At 72.2% G+C, this 20,549-nt stretch carries 15 protein-coding genes; 6 read left to right on the forward strand and 9 right to left on the reverse strand.

Annotation, left to right across the window (positions count from 1 at the left end):
- The first annotated feature begins 26 nt into the window (after positions 1-26).
- The 4 genes from WBK31_RS23960 to WBK31_RS23975 all read left to right on the forward strand — a co-directional run bounded on the left by WBK31_RS23960 (position 27) and on the right by WBK31_RS23975 (position 5,380).
- Complete coding sequence (locus WBK31_RS23960; RefSeq protein WP_406673166.1) at positions 27-1,202, forward strand: acyl-CoA dehydrogenase family protein; 1,176 nt, start codon at positions 27-29, stop codon at positions 1,200-1,202.
- Between the two features lie 299 nt (positions 1,203-1,501).
- Positions 1,502-4,471 (forward strand): nitrate- and nitrite sensing domain-containing protein, encoded by a 2,970-nt coding sequence (locus WBK31_RS23965; RefSeq protein ID WP_406673167.1) that lies wholly within the window; start codon positions 1,502-1,504, stop codon positions 4,469-4,471.
- Positions 4,468-4,818: a DUF742 domain-containing protein gene (locus WBK31_RS23970; protein ID WP_406673168.1), complete on the forward strand. Its 351-nt coding sequence runs from the start codon at positions 4,468-4,470 to the stop codon at positions 4,816-4,818. Before WBK31_RS23965 ends, WBK31_RS23970 begins: the two co-directional genes overlap by 4 nt.
- Positions 4,799-5,380 (forward strand): ATP/GTP-binding protein, encoded by a 582-nt coding sequence (locus WBK31_RS23975; RefSeq protein WP_364055894.1) that lies wholly within the window; start codon positions 4,799-4,801, stop codon positions 5,378-5,380. The genes WBK31_RS23970 and WBK31_RS23975 overlap by 20 nt, the downstream gene beginning before the upstream one ends.
- 8 nt (positions 5,381-5,388) lie before the next feature.
- On the opposite strand, the gene WBK31_RS23980 is transcribed toward WBK31_RS23975, so the two are convergent.
- From WBK31_RS23980 to WBK31_RS24000, 5 genes are all read right to left on the reverse strand, one after another.
- Entirely contained in the window at positions 5,389-5,871 is a 483-nt protein-coding gene (locus WBK31_RS23980; RefSeq protein WP_378787451.1) for a proteasome activator, read from the reverse strand.
- A 99-nt stretch (positions 5,872-5,970) separates the two neighbouring features.
- On the reverse strand, positions 5,971-7,572 hold the full coding sequence (locus WBK31_RS23985) for an ABC-F family ATP-binding cassette domain-containing protein (RefSeq protein ID WP_364055898.1): 1,602 nt from the start codon (positions 7,570-7,572) through the stop codon (positions 5,971-5,973).
- 136 nt (positions 7,573-7,708) lie between these two features.
- Positions 7,709-8,545: a hypothetical protein gene (locus tag WBK31_RS23990; RefSeq protein WP_406673169.1), complete on the reverse strand. Its 837-nt coding sequence runs from the start codon at positions 8,543-8,545 to the stop codon at positions 7,709-7,711.
- 225 nt (positions 8,546-8,770) lie between these two features.
- Positions 8,771-10,012: a serine hydrolase domain-containing protein gene (locus WBK31_RS23995; protein WP_364055903.1), complete on the reverse strand. Its 1,242-nt coding sequence runs from the start codon at positions 10,010-10,012 to the stop codon at positions 8,771-8,773.
- Between the two features lie 870 nt (positions 10,013-10,882).
- On the reverse strand, positions 10,883-11,431 hold the full coding sequence (locus WBK31_RS24000) for a hypothetical protein (RefSeq protein WP_364055906.1): 549 nt from the start codon (positions 11,429-11,431) through the stop codon (positions 10,883-10,885).
- Positions 11,432-11,690: 259 nt separating this feature from the next.
- On the opposite strand from WBK31_RS24000, the gene WBK31_RS24005 reads away from it, so the two are divergent.
- Positions 11,691-12,695: an acyltransferase family protein gene (locus tag WBK31_RS24005; RefSeq protein ID WP_378787447.1), complete on the forward strand. Its 1,005-nt coding sequence runs from the start codon at positions 11,691-11,693 to the stop codon at positions 12,693-12,695.
- 22 nt (positions 12,696-12,717) lie between these two features.
- Here the strand turns inward: WBK31_RS24005 and WBK31_RS24010 are convergent, their stop codons facing one another.
- Positions 12,718-15,366 carry a family 78 glycoside hydrolase catalytic domain gene (locus WBK31_RS24010; RefSeq protein ID WP_406673170.1) on the reverse strand — a complete coding sequence of 883 codons (2,649 nt, stop codon included), beginning with the start codon at positions 15,364-15,366 and terminating at the stop codon, positions 12,718-12,720.
- 314 nt (positions 15,367-15,680) lie between these two features.
- On the opposite strand from WBK31_RS24010, the gene WBK31_RS24015 reads away from it, so the two are divergent.
- The gene (locus WBK31_RS24015; RefSeq protein ID WP_406673171.1) at positions 15,681-16,727 is read left to right on the forward strand and encodes a LacI family DNA-binding transcriptional regulator; all 1,047 of its coding nucleotides are present in this window, start codon (positions 15,681-15,683) and stop codon (positions 16,725-16,727) included.
- A gap of 143 nt (positions 16,728-16,870) precedes the next feature.
- On the opposite strand, the gene WBK31_RS24020 is transcribed toward WBK31_RS24015, so the two are convergent.
- The 3 genes from WBK31_RS24020 to WBK31_RS24030 all read right to left on the reverse strand — a co-directional run bounded on the left by WBK31_RS24020 (position 16,871) and on the right by WBK31_RS24030 (position 20,391).
- Positions 16,871-17,527, reverse strand: coding sequence for a TetR/AcrR family transcriptional regulator (locus WBK31_RS24020; RefSeq protein WP_364055918.1), 657 nt, complete (start codon positions 17,525-17,527; stop codon positions 16,871-16,873).
- 81 nt (positions 17,528-17,608) lie between these two features.
- Positions 17,609-19,438 carry a TIM barrel protein gene (locus tag WBK31_RS24025; RefSeq protein ID WP_364055921.1) on the reverse strand — a complete coding sequence of 610 codons (1,830 nt, stop codon included), beginning with the start codon at positions 19,436-19,438 and terminating at the stop codon, positions 17,609-17,611.
- A gap of 110 nt (positions 19,439-19,548) precedes the next feature.
- Entirely contained in the window at positions 19,549-20,391 is an 843-nt protein-coding gene (locus tag WBK31_RS24030) for a shikimate dehydrogenase (RefSeq protein WP_406673172.1), read from the reverse strand.
- Between the last annotated feature and the right edge of the window lie 158 nt (positions 20,392-20,549).

Genomic DNA, 20,549 nt, shown 5'->3' on the forward strand with positions numbered 1-20,549 from the left:
GGCCACGAGCGGAGGAAGCGGGGGCCATGTCGGAGCTGCTGACCGGGGACTTCTACCAGTTCGAGGACATGCTCGCCGAGGACGAGCGGCGGACGCTGCATCGCGTGCGGGAGTTCCTGCACGACAAGGTGGTGCCCATCGCCAACGACTGCTGGCTGCGCGGCGAGTTCCCGATCGACCTGGTCAAGGAGTACGCCGAGCTGGGCATCGCGGCCCTCGCCCACCCCGAGTGCCCGGGCTCGAAGCCGAGCGGCCTGCTCAGCGGCTTCCTCGCGCTGGAGATGGCGCACGCGGACCCGTCGATGGCGACGTTCTTCGGCGTGCACACGGGCCTGGCGATGGGCAGCATCGCCGCGTGCGGCTCGCAGGAGCAGCGCGAGCGCTGGCTGCCGGCGATGAGCAGGATGGACGAGATCGGCGCGTTCGCGCTCACCGAGCCGCTGGGCGGCTCCGACGTGGCGGGCGGCATGCGGACCACGGCCAGGCGCGAGGGCGGCACGTGGGTGCTGGACGGGGCCAAGCGCTGGATCGGCAACGGCACGTTCGCCGACCTGATCGTGGTGTGGGCGAGGGACGTCGAGGACGGGCAGGTCAAGGGGTTCGTGGTGGAGAAGGGCACGCCCGGGTTCACCGCCACGAAGATCGAGAACAAGATGGCGCTGCGCACGGTGCAGAACGCCGACATCACGCTGTCGGGCTGCCGGGTGCCGGAGTCGAACCGGCTGGCGAACGCCCGGTCCTTCCGCGACACGGCGCAGATCCTGCGCAGGACCCGCAGCGGCGTCGCGTGGCAGGCGGTCGGCATCATGATCGCCGCGTACGAGATCGCGCTGCGCTACGCCGGGGAGCGCGAGCAGTTCGGCCTGCCCATCGCGTCCTTCCAGCTCGTGCAGGACCTGCTGGTCAAGATGCTGGGCAACGCCACCGCCTGCCTGGGCATGGTGGTGCGCCTGGCGAAGCTGCAGGACGAGGGCGTGTTCAAGGACGAGCATTCGGCGCTGGCCAAGGCGTACTGCACGTCGCGGATGCGGGAGGCGGTCGGCTGGGCGCGCGAGCTGCTCGCGGGCAACGGCATCATCCTCGACTACGACATCGCGAGGTTCGTGGCGGACGCGGAGGCGATCTACTCCTACGAGGGCACCCGGGAGATCAACACGCTCATCGTCGGGCGGGCGGTGACGGGGCACAGCGCGTTCGTCTGATCGTGGCCGCTCATTTGACCGGTCCCACGCTCGTCCCCCTGATCGATTCCCTGGTCGTTCGCGCGGAATTGGTCACTGTGCGTGGCATGACGGCCGTCACGATTCACGAATCGTAGGTTGACAAAGAGTCAACCCACCATTCGCGATGTTTCTTCGCATCCGTACCTTGAAGTACATCTGCCCCATCGGCATAGTGGACGGACCACAGGCGCAATCAGGTCGTGGCGGGCAACCTCGGGGGGCGGTAGCGAGTCCACGGCCACCCGGCAGCGCACAGGCACGCGCGGAATGGATGAAGGATGAGTTCGCCCCCGCCGATCCGTACCAAGCTGCTCAGGATTCTTTTACTCCCGCTGGTCTCGATGGTCGCGTTATGGGGGTTCATCGCCTACTCGAGCGTGGACGAGATCGTCGAGGTCTCGCAGACGCAGGACCGTTGGGAGGCCATCGGCTCCCCGCTGCTCCAGCTGATCGTCGAGCTGCAGCGCGAGCGCAAGCTCTCCGCCGAGGCGCCCGGCAGCACGGCGGCGTACAGGCCGCTCACCGACCAGCGGCACAAGACCGACGCCCAGGTCGCCAGGATCCGCGAGATCATCGACGACATCCTCGAAGGCGAGACCGATGAGGCGCCGGCTCAGGTCGAGGCGATGGTGCAGGCCCTCGACGGGCTCCAGTCGCTGCGGGCCTCCGCCGACGGCGGCGTACTGGCCCCGCCGCTGACCATCATCGAGGCGTACAACAACCTGATCGCGGTGGTGAACCGGCAGTTCACCGACCGGGACGCGCTGAGCGACGTCTCCTCCTACCGCGCCGTGCGCGGCATGGCCGCCTACAGCGCCACCGCCGAATACCTGTGGCGCGAGCACGCGGTGCTGACCAGCACGATCGTGCACCGCAGGATGACCCCCACCGACCGCGCCGCGTTCGTGGCCGCCATGACCAGCCGCCGGCTCGTCTTCGCCAACGCCGAGCGCGACGCCGGGCCCGAGCTGCGGGCCGCCTACGACAAGCTGGTGGCGAGCGAGGCCTACCAGCGCGTGGTCGCGGTCGAGGACGAGCTGTTCACCTTCGACACGGGCGGCGCGCCGCCGGTGAACGGCAACGAGTGGCGCGCGGACGCCGAGGCCGTGCTGGCCCAGATCAACCAGGCCACGCAGGCCGAGCTGGCCAGGGCCGCCGCCGAGGCCGAGAGCCAGAAGGTCGGCGCGTACTGGCGGATCGGGCTGGTCCTGCTGATCGGCCTGGCGGCGGTGCTGGTGTCGCTGGCGCTGTCGTACCGGTTCAGCCGCTCGCTGGTCGGCGAGCTGCACCGGCTGCAGGGCTCGGCGGTCGAGCTGGCCGAGCAGCGGCTGCCCCGCCTCGTCGAACGGCTGCGCCGCGGCGAGGACGTGGACCCGGCCACCGAGGCGCCCCCGCTCGAACCGGCCGAGACCGCCGAGGTGGACCGCGTGGTCGACGCCTTCGCCGCGGTGCGCCGCACCGCCGTCGAGGCCGCCGTCGGCCAGGCCGCGCTGCGCAAGGGCGTCAGCCAGGTCTTCCTCAACCTGGCCCGGCGCAACCAGGCGCTGCTGCACCGCCAGCTCTCGCTGCTCGACACGATGGAGCGCAGGGTGGAGGAGCCGGACGTCCTTGAGGACCTGTTCAAGCTCGACCACCTGACCACCCGCATGCGGCGGCACGCCGAGAACCTCATCATCCTGTCCGACTCCGCGCCCGCGCGCCGCTGGCGCGACCCGGTGCCGCTGTTCGACGTCGTACGCGCCGCCGTGCTGGAGGTCGAGGACTACACGCGGGTCACCGTCGCGCCCATGCAGGACGCGCCGCTGCTCGTCGGCCCGGCCGTCACCGACGTCATCCACCTGGTCGCCGAGCTGGTCGAGAACGCCACCGTCTACTCGCCGCCCAACACCACCGTGAGCGTGCGCGGCCTCACCGCGGCCAACGGGCTGGCGCTGGAGATCGAGGACCGCGGGCTGGGCCTGAACGACGCCACGCTCGCCGAGCTGAACGCCCGCCTGTCGGACGTGCCGGAGTTCGACCTGGACGACACCGACCGGCTCGGCCTGTTCGTGGTCGCCAGGCTCGCCGCCCGGCACGGCATCAAGGTCATGCTGCGGCGCTCGCCGTACGACGGGACCACCGCCATCGTGCTGCTGCCCGCTTCGCTGCTCGCCGAAGCCCAGCGCCCGGCGCTCACCGCCGGCTCGTCCACCGCGCCGAGCTCATCCTGGGGGCAGGACACGAGCACCGCCCCCGAGCGCGGCACCTGGTTCGACGCCCCGCACCGGGACAGCGCGCCGGAACCCGGCACGACCTGGACGCCCGAGCCCGCCTGGCTGTCCGGCACCGTCCCGGCCGCCAGGCCGGCCCCGAACCGGAGCCGGCACCCGGCTCCCCCACGACGAGACCCGCGACGGCACCCGCCACGGGACACACCATGGGAGACAACACAGGAAACGCCAACGGACGCTCGGGGCCCCCGCTCACGGGGCCCGACACCGGTGACGTGGAGCTGCCGATGCGGCGACCGGCCGGCGGCGGCCCCAAGCCCACGCCCGTACCCGGATCACCGGGGAACGGCGGGGCGAAGGAGGCGTGGAGCGTCACGGTGCCGCCTCAGGACGCCGACGACGATCTCGACGGGCTGCCCATGCGGATCCCGCAGGCCAGCCTCGCTCCCCAGCTACGTGACTCCGGACGCGTGCACCGGCGCGTCGTCGCGGCGGAGCGCAGCCCTGAGGAGCTCGCACAGCTCATGTCGTCCATGCAACGCGGCTGGCAGCAAGGCCGCCGCCAGACGGGGCACGAGCACGACATGTGGAACCGAAAGGACGACCAATCCGATGCCTGACTCCAGAAGCGAACTGAGCTGGCTGCTCGACGACCTCATCCAGCGCGTGCCCGGCATCCGGCACGCCATCGTGCTGTCCGCCGACGGGCTGAACATGGGCAGCTCCCAGGGCTTGACCAGGGAGGACGCCGAGCACCTCTCCGCCATCTCGGCCGGCAGCCACAGCCTCGCCACCGGAGCGGGACGGCACTTCGGGCTGGGCGGCGTCCGGCAGACCATCATCGAGCTGGAGGAGGGCTTCCTGTTCGTCACCGCCGCCGGCCAGGGCGCCAGGCTCGCCGTGCTCGCCTCGGCGGACGCCGAGCTGGGCATGGTCACGTACGAGATGGCGCTGATGGTCAAGAGGGTCGGCGAGCACCTCTCCGCGCAACCGAGAGGAGCGGCACCGGCTCCGGCCTGGAACGGTTCGAGGCAGTGAGCGGGGACGATCCGGGGCCGCTGATCCGGCTGTTCGGGCTGACCGGGGGCCGGGCGCGGCCTCAGGGCGAGGCGTTCGACCTCATGACCATCGTCACGACGGCCGGCGACGCCCCCGGGCCTCCGGACCTGATGCCGGAGCATCGCTCCGTGCTGGCGCTGTGCCGCAGGCCCACACCCGTGGCCGACGTCGCGGCGCACCTCCGGCTGCCCATCAACATCACCAGGGTCATCCTGGACGATCTGCGCCGCGACGGCCTCGTCACCATCGACCGCCCGCGCCCCGTCGCGCAGACGATCGACGAACGCATCTACAGGGAAGTGCTCCATGGGCTACGCAGTCTCTGAGCCGGGGACGGCGCCGGCCGTCCCTGCCTTGGCCATCAAGATCCTCATCGCGGGCGGCTTCGGCGTCGGCAAGACGACCATGGTGGGCACGATCAGCGAGATCCGGCCGCTGCACACCGAGGAGCTGCTGAGCGACCGCGGCATCGGCGTGGACGACACCTCGGGCGTGGAGTCCAAGGTCACGACCACGGTGGCGCTGGACTTCGGCCGGATCACGATCAGGGACGGGCTGTGGCTGTACCTGTTCGGCACGCCGGGTCAGGACCGGTTCTGGTTCATGTGGGACGAGCTGGCGCTCGGCGCGCTGGGCGCGGTGGTGCTCGCCGACACGCGCAGGCTGCAGGACTGCTTCCCCGCCGTCGACTACTTCGAGCAGCGGCAGATCCCGTTCGTGGTGGGGGTCAACTGCTTCGACGGCGCCCGCCGGTACGAGCCGTCCAAGGTGCGGCGGGCGCTCGGGCTTGCCGAGCACATCCCGATCGTGATGTGCGACGTGCGGCAGCGCGAGTCGGTCAAGGAGGTGCTGACGACGCTCGTCACGTACGCGGTGAAAGGCCGATGAAGGTCTGATCACAGGTACGGGCCCGCGCCCGGGCCGCCCGGCGGGCGAGGCGGTCCCGGACGTCCCGGCAGCTCGGGATGGGCCGCCTGGTGGAGCGACAGCCCCACCTTGATGCCCTGGAACACCCCTTCGAGCCAGCCCACGAGCTGGCTCTGCGCGATGCGGATCTCCCCCTGGGTGAGGGTGCCGGACGTGGCGGGCAGCAGCCGTTCCAGCTCTTCGCGCAGCTCGGGCGCCACCGACTCGCCGATCTCCGCGACGACGCGCGCGTGGATGTGCCCGAGCTGCTCGCGTGCGTGCTCGTCGAGCGGCAGCCCGCGCGCCTCGTCGAGCATCGATCGGGCCATCGTGCTGACGCGCAGCAGCCGCGCCGGCTCCTTGACGCGCCCGATCTCGGCCTCTATCGCGGCCTCGGCCGCGTCCTCCGGTTCCGCCGCGCCGGGCGGGATGGGAGGGGCGACCGGCCGGTGGGGATCGGGTGCAGAGGTCATGTCGCCGTCCTGTCGTCGCAGCTCGCCCCACGTGGGGGCGCGGTCCTCAGCTGACCCCTGCCCAGGCACGCGCCCCTCACGCCGGCGACGACCCGGCCGCTAGGCCAGGGTGACGAGCTCGGCGTACTCCTCGTTCCACATGTCCTCGACGCCGTCGGGCAGCAGCAGCACCCGGTCAGGGGCGAGCGCCTCGACGGCCTCCTCGTCGTGGGTGACCATCACGACGGCCCCCTCGTACGCCGCCACCGCGCCCAGCACCTCGGCCTTGGACGCCGGGTCGAGGTTGTTGGTGGGCTCGTCGAGCAGCAGCACGTTCGCCTGCGAGCTGACCAGACCGGCCAGCGCGAGCCTGGTCTTCTCGCCGCCCGACAGCACCCCCACCGGCTTGTCCACGTCGTCCCCGCCGAACAGGAACGACCCGAGGACCGTCCGCGCCTCGCCGTCGCTGAGGTGCGGCGCGGCTTCGGCGAGGTGGCGGCCGACGGTGTGCGCGGGGTCGAGGGTGTCGTGCTCCTGGGCGAAGTAGCCGAGGCGCAGCCCGTGGCCGTGCACCACCCGCCCGGAGTCGGGCCGCTCATGCCCGGCGAGGATCTTGAGCAGGGTGGTCTTGCCCGCGCCGTTCAGCCCGAGCACGACGAGCCTGCTGCCGCGGTCGATGGCCAGGTCGATGCCGGTCAGCACGGGCAGGCCGCCGTACGACTTGGTCAGGCTGATCGCGCCGAGCGGCGTGCGGCCGCAGGGCGCGGGCTCGGGCAGCCGGAACCGCGCGACCTTGGCGGCGCGCCGCACCGGGCGGGTCTCGGCGAGCATGCGCTCGGCGCGGCGGGCCATGTCGCGGGCGCGCACGGCGGTGGACGAGCGGGACCGCATGCGGTCGGCCTGGGCGCGCAGCGCGGCGGCCTTGCGCTCGGCGGCGGCGCGCAGCCTGGCCCTGCGCCGGTCGTCGGCCTCCCGCTCGGCCAGGTACGCCTCCCAGCCCATGTTGCGGATCTCCAGCGTGCCGTCCTCCAGGTGCCAGACCCGGTTGACCACGTCGGCGAGCAGGTCCGTGTCGTGGCTGATGACGACGAGCCCGCCCGGGTAGCCGAGCAGGAACGTGCGCAGCCAGGCGATGGAGTCGCGGTCGAGGTGGTTCGTCGGCTCGTCGAGCAGCAGCACGCCCGGCTCGGCGAACAGGACCCTGGCCAGCTCGACGCGGCGGCGCTGACCGCCGGAGAGCGTGCCGAGCGGCTGGTCGAGCACCCGGTCGGGCAGCCCGAGCCCGGCGGCGACGCGGGCGGCCTCCGCCTCCGCCGGGTAGCCGCCGCGCGCCTGGAACTCGGCCTCGGCCCTGGCATAGCGGGCCATGGCCTTCTCTGCGGCCTGTGGGGAGGCCGAGGCGGTCTCGGCGAGCGCCGTCTCGGCGGCGCGCAGCTCGCGTACGGCCTCATCGAGGCCGCGAGCCGACAGAATGCGGCCGATGACCGTGCTCGCGGGGTCGGCCGCGGCCGGGTCCTGCGGCAGGTACCCGACCGGGCCGGTACGGACGATCTCGCCGGAGGCGGGCTGGAGCCGCCCGGCGAGGGTCTTCATGAGGGTGGTCTTGCCCGCGCCGTTGCGGCCGACCAGGCCGACGCGGTCGCCGGGGGCGACGTGACCGGTGACACCGGACATGAGCAGAGAGGCGCCGGCGCGCACGGCGACGCCACGGAAGGTAAGCATGGGATGACGCTCCGGAAAAGCTCAAGGACACAAGGGTGACGTGAAGCCGGTGTCCTGGGCTAAGAAGTCCGGGGCGTAGACATGCGGATCAGTGTACGGGCGGGCCGCGCGGGCCCGCCACGGATTTTCCTGCGGGTCAGTTCCAGATGCCCGGCACCTGGTCGGGCGTGTCGTCCTTGACCTCGCTGCGGTCGATCACGTCGCCCTCGAGCGGGAGCAGCACGGTCGCCTCGCGGCCCCAGTCACGGTAACGGGTGTCGGACTCGACCTGGACGGTGCTCTTGCCGATCGGCAGCGTCGCCTTGGCGACGACCCGCCGCACCAGGCCCTTGTCACCGAAGTAGATCGTGTAGGCGATCTTCCCGTCGCGCTTGGCGGTGAAGCCCGTGCCGTAGAAGGCGGCGAACGGCTTCGAGGACTTGACGAGCTTGCTGGCCTTCACGCTGCCCTTGAGGATGCCGTTCTTCCACGAGGTGCGGCCTGCGACCAGGGTCTTGAGCGTGGCCGGGTCGAGCGGCTCGACGACGAGGTTGCTCGGCGGCTGGACGACCTTGCGGTAGCGCACCCAGCTCGTGCCCGGCGGCAGCGCCTGCTCGACCACGGGGCCGGAGACGTAGCTCACGCCACCGGAGGAGAGCATGCGGATCGGCCCCGCCTGAAGGGCCTCGGTCTCGGCCGGGCTGGTCTTCTTCATGGTGCGCAGCAGGGCCTGGCTGTACTGCAGGGTGTGGGCCACGTCGGAGGCGACGGGCCCGCGCGGGCCGAAGCCGATGGTGCCGTCGAGGGCGGAGGTGGCCACCTGTCCGGCCTTGTAGGTCACCTTGGCGGTGGCCTGCAGGTTGACCGCCTTGCCCTGCCCTAACTGGGACTGCAGCGCCTTGACCGGATCCGTGGTGGGGGCGGCGTGCGCGGGAGCGGCGAAGAACTGCGCCAGGCCCGCGACGGCGACCGCACCGATAAGGGTTCGCTTCATTCGCTTTCCTTGTTGAGGGTGCTGAAAGACGCGAACAATCTGGTGCATCTAAGATCGCTCGTCAAGCCGAATCCGCAGATGAGGCATCCTTTGCCCGGCGATCCCCCGCCGTCGTCACGGCCGGGGATCGCCGGGCTCCGCTGCGTGGCGGTCACGGGAGTGACGCGCCGCTCAGAAGAGGCGCGTGCGCTCGGAAGAGGCTCGGCACTCGAAGCGGCGGAGCGCTCAGAAGTAGCGCGAGGTGAGGTCCGTCGTGGGCCACGTCTTCACGGCCCCGGTCGCCTTGCCGAGGATCGGGTCGATGGAGTCGAAGTCGGGCGTGCCCTCTTCCTCGCGCCGGTTGAAGATCGCGCAGTAGCTGACGCCGTGCTGGATCCTGGCCAGGAAGCTGTACGTGCCCGGCATGGACCCGGTGTGCCAGGTGTTCAGCGTGCCGAGATTGTTCGTACGGACGTGCCAGCCGAGGCCGTACCAGGAGCCGTTCGAGTTGACGCCCGTCTCCGGCTTGGCGAACACGCGGCCGATCGACGTCTTGTTGAGCACCGGGCCGGAGGCGTCGAAGACGAAGCCCCACTTGACCATGTCGACCGCCGAGGCGAGCCAGCCGCCGTTGGCGTCCTGGTTCGGCATGCTGAAGCCGCCGTACGGGTAGGGCACCACCTCGCCCGAGTCGTCCACGACGCTCTTCCTGGTGTACTGCGACTCGTACGTCACCTCGGTGGGGAACGCCTGCGAGCGCAGGCTCCTGCCCAGCCGCATCCGGGTGATCCCGACCGGGGCGAGCAGCGTGTTGCGGACGTACGTCTCGTAGCTCATGCCCGACAGCTTCTCGATCACCCGGCCGGCCAGCATGTAGCCGTAGTTGCTGTAGGCGTACTTGCTGCCCGGGGTGAAGTCGAGCTTCCTCGCCGTGACGTACTTGATGATGTCGTCGTGGTCGATCGGCAGCGACACGCCCAGCGCGGAGGCGATGCCCTGGTCGTACCAGAGCGGGTCCGGGGACACGCTGCGGTCCCAGCCGCCGGTGTGCTGCAGCAGCCGCCACAGCGTGACGTCCTTCAGCCGCGGATCCGCCGAGGTGGACAGCCCGAGCAGGTCCGCCACCTTCGCGCCGAGCGCGACCTTGCCGTCCTGGGCCAGGCGGGCCAGCGCGGCCCCGGTCAGGCTCTTGCTCAGGCTGGCGATGCGGAAGAGCGAGGTCGGCTGCACCGCCACGGTCTTGCCGTTCGCGACGTACGAGCCGTAGCCGCGGGCCAGCAGGATCTTGCCGTTCTTCGCCACCGCGAGCTGGGCGCAGGAGATGTTCCGCTCGGCGATGTACGTCTTCATGGCGTTGTCGAAGCCCGCGAGCGCGCTGGGGACGACCCCCGTCGTCGGGATCGCACTGGCGTGGGCGGCCTCGGAGCCGAGCACGACGGCGGGCACCATTCCGGCACCGACCTGGAGCAGTCGGCGTCTAGTGAGCATAACGATATTTCCCCCGTTTGAGGCAACAAGGGGATCTTTCCTACCACAATGATCTCCGCCCGGGGTCCTGATCGCCCAGAGCGAAGAAACCACCCCCGCACCGACGACCGGCCAACGGCGGGGTAGCAACGCAGCTTGGGCGGGACGGCCGCACGACGGCGCCGCACGCAACGGCGACCGGACGCGACGGCGCCCGGACGCGACGGACGGGCCGCGGGCCAGTGGCGGGGCGACGACCGAGCGCGGCAGGCTGTCAGCAAGCCGGACGCACGACGACGGGACGGACGCGAGGTGCCTGCGGGCGCAAGCGGGCTGGAGGCGGGACGGCCGTGCGCCGGAGGTGGGGCGGTGACGTGCCGACAGCGGAGCGGCGGGCGAGCCAAAACGAGGCGGCCGCAAGGCGGTAGCGGACCTGAGGCGCCCCGGCGGGAGAGCGCCGGCAGGCCAGATGCGCCTCACGGCGGAGCGGCGGCAGGTCACAAGCGGGCCGATGCGGGGTGGCGGCTGCGGAAAGGGGCGCGCAGCCGCCGGCCCGAGCGCGGGACGGCTTGGCGGGGAATCCCCTGACCAGCGGGCCTGTAACACCCGAGCGGGGCACGACCCGGCACGGAAACCGGTGATCAGCGGGCCTACTACCCCCGACGGCAACCCGACCCGGCAAGGAAACCCGCGACCAGCGGGCCTATGACCCCCGGGGGCGGCCCGACCCGACACGGAAACCCGTGACCAGCGGGCCCCATGACCCCCGTGTGGCGGGCCGGTGTCCGGGCTTGCACGGCTGCTGGTCAGCCGAGCCGGGACGGGTCGCGGTCAGCGATCGGACGGCTCGGCCGGCGCCTCGATCACGGCCGTTCCACGCAAGCGACCCGGCTAGGCCGGGAAGTCCTTCGGGTTGACGTGGCTCGTCCGCGCGGTGCCGCCCTTGACCGGGTTGAGGGTGATCGTCCAGATGGTCCGCGTCCGGGAGGTCGTGGTGAAGCGCAGGCGGTTGTTGAAGCGCTGGTAGCTGGCCCCGCGGGTGAAGCGGCCCTTGGAGACGCTGTAGCGGGTGCCGGTGGTGAAGTAGATGGTGTACGTGCCGTCCCTGACGTCCCGGATCGTCGCGCTGGACTTCGCGCGCACGTAGATGCTGATCGCCTTCTTCCTGCCCTTGACCAGAGCGACGACGCCGTCACGCGACGTGCCGTTCTTGATCTTGAGCTGGCCCAGCCCGCCGCTGATGCGGTCGTAGAGGATGCGGCCGTTGCGCGGGCGCGCGGCGGCGGCCTGCTGGGCGGTCAGCGTCACCGTCGTGACGGCGGGCGCGCTCGTGACGGGCGCGGCGGCGTTCGCGGGAGGAGCGACGAGCAGGCCACCGGCCAGGGCGACGGCGGCGACGGCGCTGGTACGGAGAACGGCTCGGCCAGATAGGCTTTTCACGATCGACATCTCCTTCGTGACGCAATGTCACGGTAAAGATAGAAGATCGCACGCCATACCGGTACCTGGTATCCGACAGGGCTTCATTCCGGATTCGCCCGCCCTGGGAAACGGCCCGGCGCGGCACATGGCCTAGACTGCGGCAGATGTTCCTGGCCCCCGCCCGGTTGGCCTGGCTGGATGCCCTGCGAGGGCCGGCAGCGCTGGCCGTCACCCTGCATCACGCCGGTGGACGTTCATCCCCCGCATCTGGGCGGAGGTGGACCGGCGCGTCGACGTGGGCACCTGGGGCGTGTTCGTCTTCTTCCTGGTCAGCGGCTATATCATCCCAGCCTCGCTGGAGCGTAAGGGCGATCTGCGCGCGTTCTGGACCGGCCGGGCGTTCCGGCTGCTGCCGCTGCTGCTGGTCGCCTGCGCGCTGCTGCTCGGGTTAGCGCTGGCCGGGGCGCTGCCGGTGCCGGACGGGCTGGGCGACCGGCCGGCGGCGCTGGTCGTGCTCGGCAACGTGACCATGCTCCAGGAGCTGCTGAACCTGCCCGCCGTCATCAACGTCACCTGGACGCTGTCGTACGAGATGGCCTTCTACCTGATGTGCGCGGCGCTGTTCGCGGCCGGCCAGTCGCACCGGTCGGCGGGGATCGCGGTGGCGCTGGCGGTGCCCGCCGTGCCGCTCGGGCTGCTGCTGCCCAAGGCGGTCATCGGCGGGCGGGCGGACCTGCTCGCCGCGTCGCTCGGCCTCGCGGTGGTCGCGGCCGTCGCGGTGACCGTGCTGGGCAGGGGCGCGCTCAGGACGGCGGGCGCGGTCGCGGGCGGGCTGCTGGGCCTCGCGCTGGTGGTGCTGGGCAGCAGGGGCGGCACCTGGCAAGGCGTGATCATCCTGGCCACGATGTTCGCCGGCACGGCGATGTACCGGGCCGAGCAGGGCACGATCTCCTGGCGGGCCGCGATCGCGGCGGTGCTGGTGGTGCTGGGCTGCGGCCTGCCGGCCAAGGACGACCCGGCCTGGGCGCCGGCGATCGTGCTGGCGTTCTGCGCGTTCTGGCTGGCGTACCGGCTGCGCGAGCGCACCTTCCCCGCCTGGCTGCCGCGGCTCGGCGTGATCAGCTTCTCCGTCTACCTGCTGCACCCGATCCTGCTGCACGTGCTGCCGAACCTGCCGCTCTACCTCCTGGTCCTGATTCCGCTCAGCATCCTCACGTACCACGTCGTCGAGGCGCCGGCCCAGCGACTCGGCAAGCGCCTGGCGGCGCGCGGGCCCGGCTGAGCGCGCCGGGCCCGCGCCCGGCTCACTCCTGCGGCTCGCCGGTGAAGGTGTGGGTGCCCGCGCCCACCTCGGCGGGCGCGCCCTTGAACGGCAGGTCCAGCTCGGCGGTCACGCCGGGCGGCACGGTGACGGTGACGGTCACCTCGCCGCCCGCCCTGGTCCAGGCGACGCGGGCAGGCCCGTACGGGGTGTCGAGCGCCGCCTCCGCCTCGGTCAGCCCGCCTCCGGGACGCGGCGCGACCCGCAGCCGCCGGTAGCCGGGGGCGGCGGGGGCGAGCCCGGCGACCGTACGGTGCAGGAAGTCGGCGACCGCGCCTAGCGCGTAGTGGTTGAACGAGGTCATCTCGCCCGGGTTGACGCTGCCGTCGGGCAGCATGCTGTCCCAGCGCTCCCAGATCGTGGTGGCGCCCATCGTGACGGGGTACAGCCACGACGGGCACTCGCGCTGGGTCAGCAGCTCGTAGGCGGTGCCGTACTCGCCGACCGCCGCCAGCGCGTCGCAGATCAGCGGCGTGCCCACGAACCCCGTGCCGATGCGGTGACCGTCGGCCGCGACCAGCTCGGCCAGCCGCCGTCCCGCCCGCTTCCGCTGCCGCGGCGTCTCCAGCAGGTCGAAGCAGATCGCCAGCGCGTACGCGGTCTGCGTGTCGCAGGCCAGCCGCCCCGACGGGGTGACGAATTCGCGCGCGAACGCCGCCCGCACCTCGCCGGCCAGCGCCGCGTAGCGGGCCGCGTCATCGTCGTGGCCGAGCAGCGCGGCGGTCTCGGCGACGATCCGCGCCGTTCTGGCGTGGTAGGCGGTGGCGACCAGGGCGGGGTCCGTACGTGCCTTGCCCGGCTTGTCGGGCGGCGCGGCCGGGTCGAGCCAGTCGCCCCACTGGAAGCCGGTGTCCCACAGGTGGCTCTCGCCCGCCCGTTCTGCGATGTGGTCCACCCACGCCTTCATGCCGGCGTACTGGGTGCGCAGCAGCCCGACGTCGCCGTAGCGCTGGTACAGCACCCAGGGCACGATGACGGCCGCGTCGCCCCACGCGGCGGCGGGCTCGGCGGGCATCAGCGGCACCCACGGCACGTAGTGCGGCACGGTGCCGAGCTTGGCCTGCTCGGCGGCGAGGTCGGCGAGCCAGGAGGACAGCGGGCCCGCGCAGTCGTAGAGGAAGGACGCGGTGGGCGCGAAGACCTGGAGGTCGCCCGTCCAGCCGAGGCGTTCGTCGCGCTGGGGGCAGTCGGTGGGCACGTCCACGAAGTTGCCGCGCAGGCTCCAGACGGCGTTGTCGTGGAAGCGGTTGAGGTCGGGATCGGAGCAGCGGAACGAGCCGGTGGGGCGCAGGTCGGTGTGGCACACGACCGCTTCGATCCCCGTCTTCGCGCCGTCCCCGTCACCGAACCCGTCTTCGGCCACCTGCGCATCGCCGCCTGCGGCCGCCGCCTCGAGGCCGTCGGGTAGCGGGCCCGGCCAGCCGTCGATCTGGGCGTAGCGGAAGCCGTGCATGGTGAAGCGGGGCTCCCACTGCTCCGGGGCGTCGTCGCCGCGCAGCGTGTAGGTGTCGGTGGCGGCGGCGTGCCGCAGCGGGCGCAGGCTGAGCGCGCCGTTCTCCAGGACCTCGGCGTGGCGCAGGGTGATCGTGTGCCCGGCCGGGCCCTGGACGCGGATGCGCAACCGCCCGGAGATGTTCTGCCCGAAGTCGAGTATGGTCTCCCCCGACGGCCCGGTGAGCACCTGCCGCGGGCGCAGCGTCTCGACCCTGCGCACCGGCGGGCCGGTGGGTGCGACGAGCCTGGCGGGGTCGTGGTCGAGCACCTCGGCGGGCGTCCATGCGGAGGCGTCGAAGCCGGGCTCCGACCAGCCCTGGGGCAGCAGGCGGGCGTCGTAGCGCTCGCCGTCGTACAGGCCGGTGGCGGTGATCGGGCCGGTGGCGCAGCGCCAGTGCTCGTCGGTGACGACCAGGTCGGTGCCGCCGTCGGCGTAGGTGATCTCCAGCTGGGCGATGAGCGCCGTACGGTCGCCCCAGACCTCGGTTTTGCCGCCGCCGAAGCCGATCCTGCCGCGGTACCAGCCGTCGGCCAGGGTCGCGCCGATCGTGTTGGGGCCCTCGCGCAGCAGTCCGGTGACGTCGTGGGTGCGGTAGCGCAGCCGCCGGTCGTAGCTGCTCCAGCCGGGGGCGAGCACGTCGTCGCCGACGACCCGGCCGTTCAGCTCGGCCTCGTACAGGCCGTGTGCGGTGACGTACAGGCGGGCGCTCGCGACGGGGCCGCGCAGGGTGAAGTCGCGGCGCAGCAGCAGGGCGGGGCCGTCGGGCGGGCCGAGCAGGTCACGGGGCGGCGCGGCGGCCCCCGCACGCCAGTCGGCGGGCTCCAGCAGGCCGGTCTCGACCGCCGCCCAGGGGCTCCAGTCGCTCGCGGAGCCGTCGCCGCCGTGGACGCGGACGCGGACCTCGCGCCGCTCGCGCGACCGCAGCGGCTCGGCGGGCCAGGGCACGAGCACCGACTCCGCCGACTCGACGCGCCATGTCTCGCTCGCGTCGCTCGCGGTGCGGGTTTCGATCTCGTACGCCGCCTGCGTCCAGCCGGGCAGGTCGGTGGCGACGGTCCAGGACAGGCGGGGGCGGCTCTCGCCGATGCCGAGGGGGTCGCGGTGGTGCTCGAAGGTGGGTGGTGTGACGTGTAGCAAGGCGCTCCTTCAGGTCGGCCCTTGATGGCCCCGGCGGTCGATGCCGGCCACGGTCGTGCGGACGAGGCGGATGAGGAGTACGGAGATCAGCGGGAAAGCTTGAAACGTTTTAACAGCGTCGCCGCGAGCTAACGTAAAACGCCGCGTGAGGGTGCGTCAAGACGCTGTTGTGGAAAACGATGTCCACTCCTCACCCCAGCTCCTGCGCCGAATGGCGACTTTGGACGTCGCTTTCAGGGCATCGTTGCTCACCAGGCTGCCGGGTGGCAGCGCGGGCTCCTACACTCGTCACCGACGAACGGAAGGCGGGACTCATGGCGGAGCGCGGGCCCAGGCGGCGGGTGACGATCGCGGACGTGGCCCGCCACGCCCAGGTGTCCACCACCGCCGTCTCCAAGGTGCTGCGCAACGCCTACGGCGCCAGCCCCGCCATGCGCGACCGGGTCAAGGCGGCCATCGAGGAGCTGGGCTACCGTCCCCACGCGGCGGCCAGGGCCATGCGCGGGCGCACGTTCACCATCGGGGTGCTGCTCCCCCACATCCGCAACCCGTTCTTCGCCGACGTGCTGGACGGCGTGAACGAGCAGCTCGCGGGCACCAGCTACCAGGCCATCCTCGTCCAGGGCGGCGGCACGGACCTGGCCGCCGAGAGCCGGGCGATCGAGGCGCTGATCGACCGGCAGGTGGACGGCATCCTGATGATCGCGCCCCTCACCGCGAAGTCACGGCTGGAGGAGGTGTCCGCCGAGATGCCGCTCATCGTGCTCGGCCGCCACGAGCGCTCATCGGCGTACGACGCGGTCTTCGACGACGATGACGCCGGCACCGAGCTGGTCGTGCGCCACCTCATCGAGCTGGGCCACCGCCGCATCGGCCACATCTCGCAGCGCTGCCCCGGACGCGGCCGGCCGGTCGCACTGCCCCACCTGACCAGGGCGGAGACCTACCGCAGGGTGATGGACGAGCACGGCCTGGCCGCCGAGATCGCGATCGCCGTCACGAGCTGGACCGAGGAGGGCGGCTACGACGGCACGCGCGAGCTGCTGGCCCGTTCGCCCCGGCCGACCGCCATCTTCGCGGGCGACGACCAGGCGGCGTTCGGCGCGCTCGCGGCCCTGCACGAGGCGGGGCTGTCGGTGCCCGGCGACATGTCGGTGGCCGGCTACGACAACACCAAGCTGGCGGCGATGGCCAACATCTCGCTCACCAGCGTCGATCAGGACGGCGTGCTCATGGGCAGGACGGCGGCACGGCTGCTGCTCGAACGCGTCGAAGGGCGTGCGGCCGCCATGCGCTTCTCCGTCACCCCGACCCTGGTGCCACGCCGCTCCACCGGCCCCGCCCCCGCCGACCAGGGGTAGGGCCGAGCGGGACAGGCCGCCGCCTAGGAGGGTCGGGGGCCGGACCGGGTCGGCGAGCCGGGCGGGCCAGGGCGAGACCGCGGCGGGCCGGGCCGGTGAGCCGGGGCGCGGCCGGGCCGGTGAGCCGGGGCGCGGCCGGGCCGTCAGCCGCGTTCGCCGGCGCCGCAGAGGTAGCCGACCACCATCTCGCCGACCATGCGGCGCAGCCGGTCGCGGTGTTCGGGCGCGGTCATGTCGCGTCCGAACAGCGCGCCGAAGGTGTGCTGGTTGGCCACGCGGAAGAAGCAGAACGCGCTGATCATCATGTGGACGTCGATGGCGTCGGCCTCGGTGACGAAGTCGCCGCTGGCCCGCCCGGCCTCCAGGATGCGGGTGATGAGGTCGAGCACCGGCGCGCCCAGGTTGGCCAGCACCTCCGACTTGCGGATGTGCTCGGCCTGGTGGATGTTCTCGATCGCGACCAGCTTGATGAAGTCGCGGTGGGCGTCGTGGTGGTCGAACGTCAGCTCGGCGAGCGTGCGGATGGCCTCGACCGGCTCCAGGTGCTCGACGTCGACCGTGCGCTCGACCGCACGCACCTCGGAGTACGCCTTCTCCAGGACGGCGATGTACAGCCGCTCCTTGCTGCCGAAGTAGTAGTAGATCATGCGCTTGGTGGTGCGCATGCGGGCCGCGATCTCATCGACCCTGGCCCCGGCGTAGCCGTAACGGGCGAACTCGCGCTGAGCGACGTCGAGGATCTCCGCCCGCGTGCGGTCGGCGTCCCGCCGGCGCTCGGCGGTGGCGGGAGACGAGGTCATTCGCTCATCATAGGCGGCCCCGCGGGGCTGCTCGCGTACCGGCCGCCGGCCATACCGTCATGGGGGCCGTCATGGGGGCCGTCATGGGGCCGCGTGCTGGGCGGCGAGGCGGATGGGGGCGTTGACCGCGCCGTAGCCGTCGTATCCGTCCACCCGCTGAACGAGCTCGAAGAACACCCGGCCCACGGTGACCGTGTAGAGGTGCAGGAACGCGCCGCCGCGCTCGTCGCGGTCGTACAGCACGCCCAGCTCCCGCAGCTCGGGCGGCACGTCGTGGCGGGCCTCCAGGTCGTCGTAGTAGTTGGCGGGGATCGGCAGCAGCAGCTCCGGATGCTCGGCGCGCAGCCTGCGGGCGACGGCGAGCACATCCGTACAGGCGAGCGCCACGTGCTGGGGCGGCGGCTGGCCGGCGCCGACCTGGGCCAGGTTGAGCACCATGCGCACGCCAGGCCCCTCCCCCGTGCCCTGCGGGGTGGACGGGGTGGACGGGGTGGACATCGCCCGGCTGCGCACCAGCCCGTACGGGTCGGGCACCTCCAGGCTCTCCTGCGGCTGCAGGCCGAGCACGCCCCGGTAGAACAGCATGGCCTCGTCGAAGTAGTGCGGCGGCTGGGCGAGCGCCACGTGGTCGATGTGGGTGATCCCGCCGCCTCCGTGCCCCGGGGAGCCGCCTGCCGAGGGGGAACCGCCGCCTCGGGGCGAGCCGTCGTCCGAGGAGGAGCCGTCCTCCGGCGGGAAGTCGGCGAGCCAGCCGTCGTCGCAGAAGAAGATCTCCGTGCCGTCGGGCGCGGCGACCGCGTGCAGCATCGCGTCCTGCGGCGCACGTTCGCGCGGCAGGACGGGCGACAGCAGCGACTCTGCGTGCTCGACGGCACGGCCGGGGTCCGGGCTGTCCAGGCCGATCGCGAGCAGCCCCGGCCCCTGACCCGCACCGGCCTCGTTGACCAGGAGGCGGGCCGCGCCCTGCGACCACAGCTCGACCGGCTTGCCGCGGTGCCGCCCCGTACGGGTGAAGCCGAGCGCGGGCAGCACCCCGCCCAGCGAGCCGGTGCCGGACAGCTCGGCGAAGGCGAACCCCGCCGGCACCGACGGGTGCACCGCCCCTTGGAGCTGCCTTTCGAGCGCGATGAGCGAGCGCATGCCGTCGCGGGCGGTCCGCGCGGTGCCGGCCTGGCGGAAGTGGTCGTTGAACACCTCAAGGGACAGCGGGCCCGCGTACCCGGCGTTGAGCGCGTGCCTGACCACCCGGGCCACGTCGAAGCCGCCCTGGCCGGGGAAGCAGCGGTGGTGGCGGCTCCACTGGAGCACGTCCATGGCGAGCAGCGGCGCGTCGGCGAGCTGGAGGAAGAAGATCTTCTCGCCGGGGATGGCCTCGATGCCGAGCGGGTCGGAGCCGCGCGAGAGGATGTGGAAGCTGTCCAGGCAGGTGCCGAGGTTGGGGTGGTCGGCCTGGCGCACGATGTGCCAGGCGTGCAGGTACTCGTTGACGTGCCTGCCCCAGGCCAGCGCCTCGTACGCGATGCGGATGCCGTGCTCGGCGGCCCGCTCGGCGAGCAGCCGCAGGTGCTCGGCGGCCAGCCCGTCGTCGGCGATGGTCTCCGGCGAGACGTTCGAGCAGACCAGCAGCAGATCCGCGCCGAGCCGCTCCATCAGGCGGAACTTGTGCTCGGCCCGCTCCAGGTTGGCGCGCAGCCGGGCTCTCGGCACGCACTCGAAGTCGCGGAACGGCTGGTAGAGGTCGATGGTGAGCCCGAGGTCGGCGGCCCTGGCCCGGATCTCCTCGGGCGGGAGCGGGCAGGCGAGCAGGTCGTTTTCGAAGATCTCCACACCGTCGAAGCCCGCGGCGGCCACGGCCGCCAGCTTCTCCGTCAGCGTGCCGCTCACCGACACGGTGGCGATCGACTTGCGCACGGCTCCTCCTCGGCCGCGACCGGCCGATCGGGTCGGTCCAACAAGGTCGGCCCAGTAAGGTCGGCCCAGTCAGAATCAGCCCGGTCAGGGTCGGCTCGGTCAGGGTCGGCTCAGTCAGTCAGGTCGGTCAGGTGGGCGAGCATCCGCTCGGCGTCGGGCGTACGGCCGGTGAACAGGCGGAACGCGTGCGCGGCCTGGAAGACGACCATGCCGCCGCCGTCGAGTGTCCGGCAGCCGAGCGCCCTCGCCTGCTTGAGCAGCTCGGTCTCCAGCGGCCGGTAGACGATGTCGGCCACCCACAGCTCGGGGCGCAGCAGCTCGGCGGGCAGCGGCATCCCGGGGTGGTGCGCCATGCCGGTGGGCGTGGCGTGGAGCAGGCCGTCGGCGCCCTCCAGCAGCGCGGGCAGGTCTGCGGTACGGCCCTGCCGCACGCGGCCCGCGCCGTGCCGCTCGGCGAGCCGGTCGGCGAGCGCCGCCGCCCTGCCGGGGTCGGCGTCCACCACGGTCAGCACGTCCGCGCCGAGCGTGAGCAGCCCGTGCCCGACGGCGGCGCCCGCGCCGCCCGCCCCGAGCTGGACGACGTGGCGGGTGGGCGCGCCGGGCAGGCCGCGGGTGAACGACTCGGCGAAGCCCGTCCAGTCGGTGTTGTGGCCGACGGCGCGTTCGCCGTCGAAGACGACCGTGTTGACCGCGCCCAGCATGGCGGCGTCGGGCGACAGCTCGTCCAGGTGCGGGATGACGGCCTGCTTGCAGGGGTGGGTGATGTTGAGCCCGTCGTAGCCGAAGCGGCGGGCCGTGCGCAGCAGCTCACCGGCGTCGTCGCCGAGCCGGTCGGTGTCGAGCAGCCGGTAGACGTAGCGCAGGCCGTGGTGTGCGGCTTCGCGCTCGTGCAGCGGAGGGCTCAGCGAGGGACCGATGCCCGAGCCGATCAGCCCGATCAGGTACGAGGTCATGCGGTTCTCCTCGGCCGGCCAATAACGTACGGACTAGTGAGTTCGTTATAACGCACGAGCCGCTCCCCGGGAAGACGTCCTTGACATGTGACCCGCGCCACGTCAGCATTGCTCCCACGTTAATTAACTATCTAGTTCGTAAAACACGGGTAACCGGC

It is taken from the genome of Nonomuraea sp. N2-4H, assembly GCF_045291505.1.
In the GTDB taxonomy this organism is placed as follows: domain Bacteria; phylum Actinomycetota; class Actinomycetes; order Streptosporangiales; family Streptosporangiaceae; genus Nonomuraea; species Nonomuraea fastidiosa.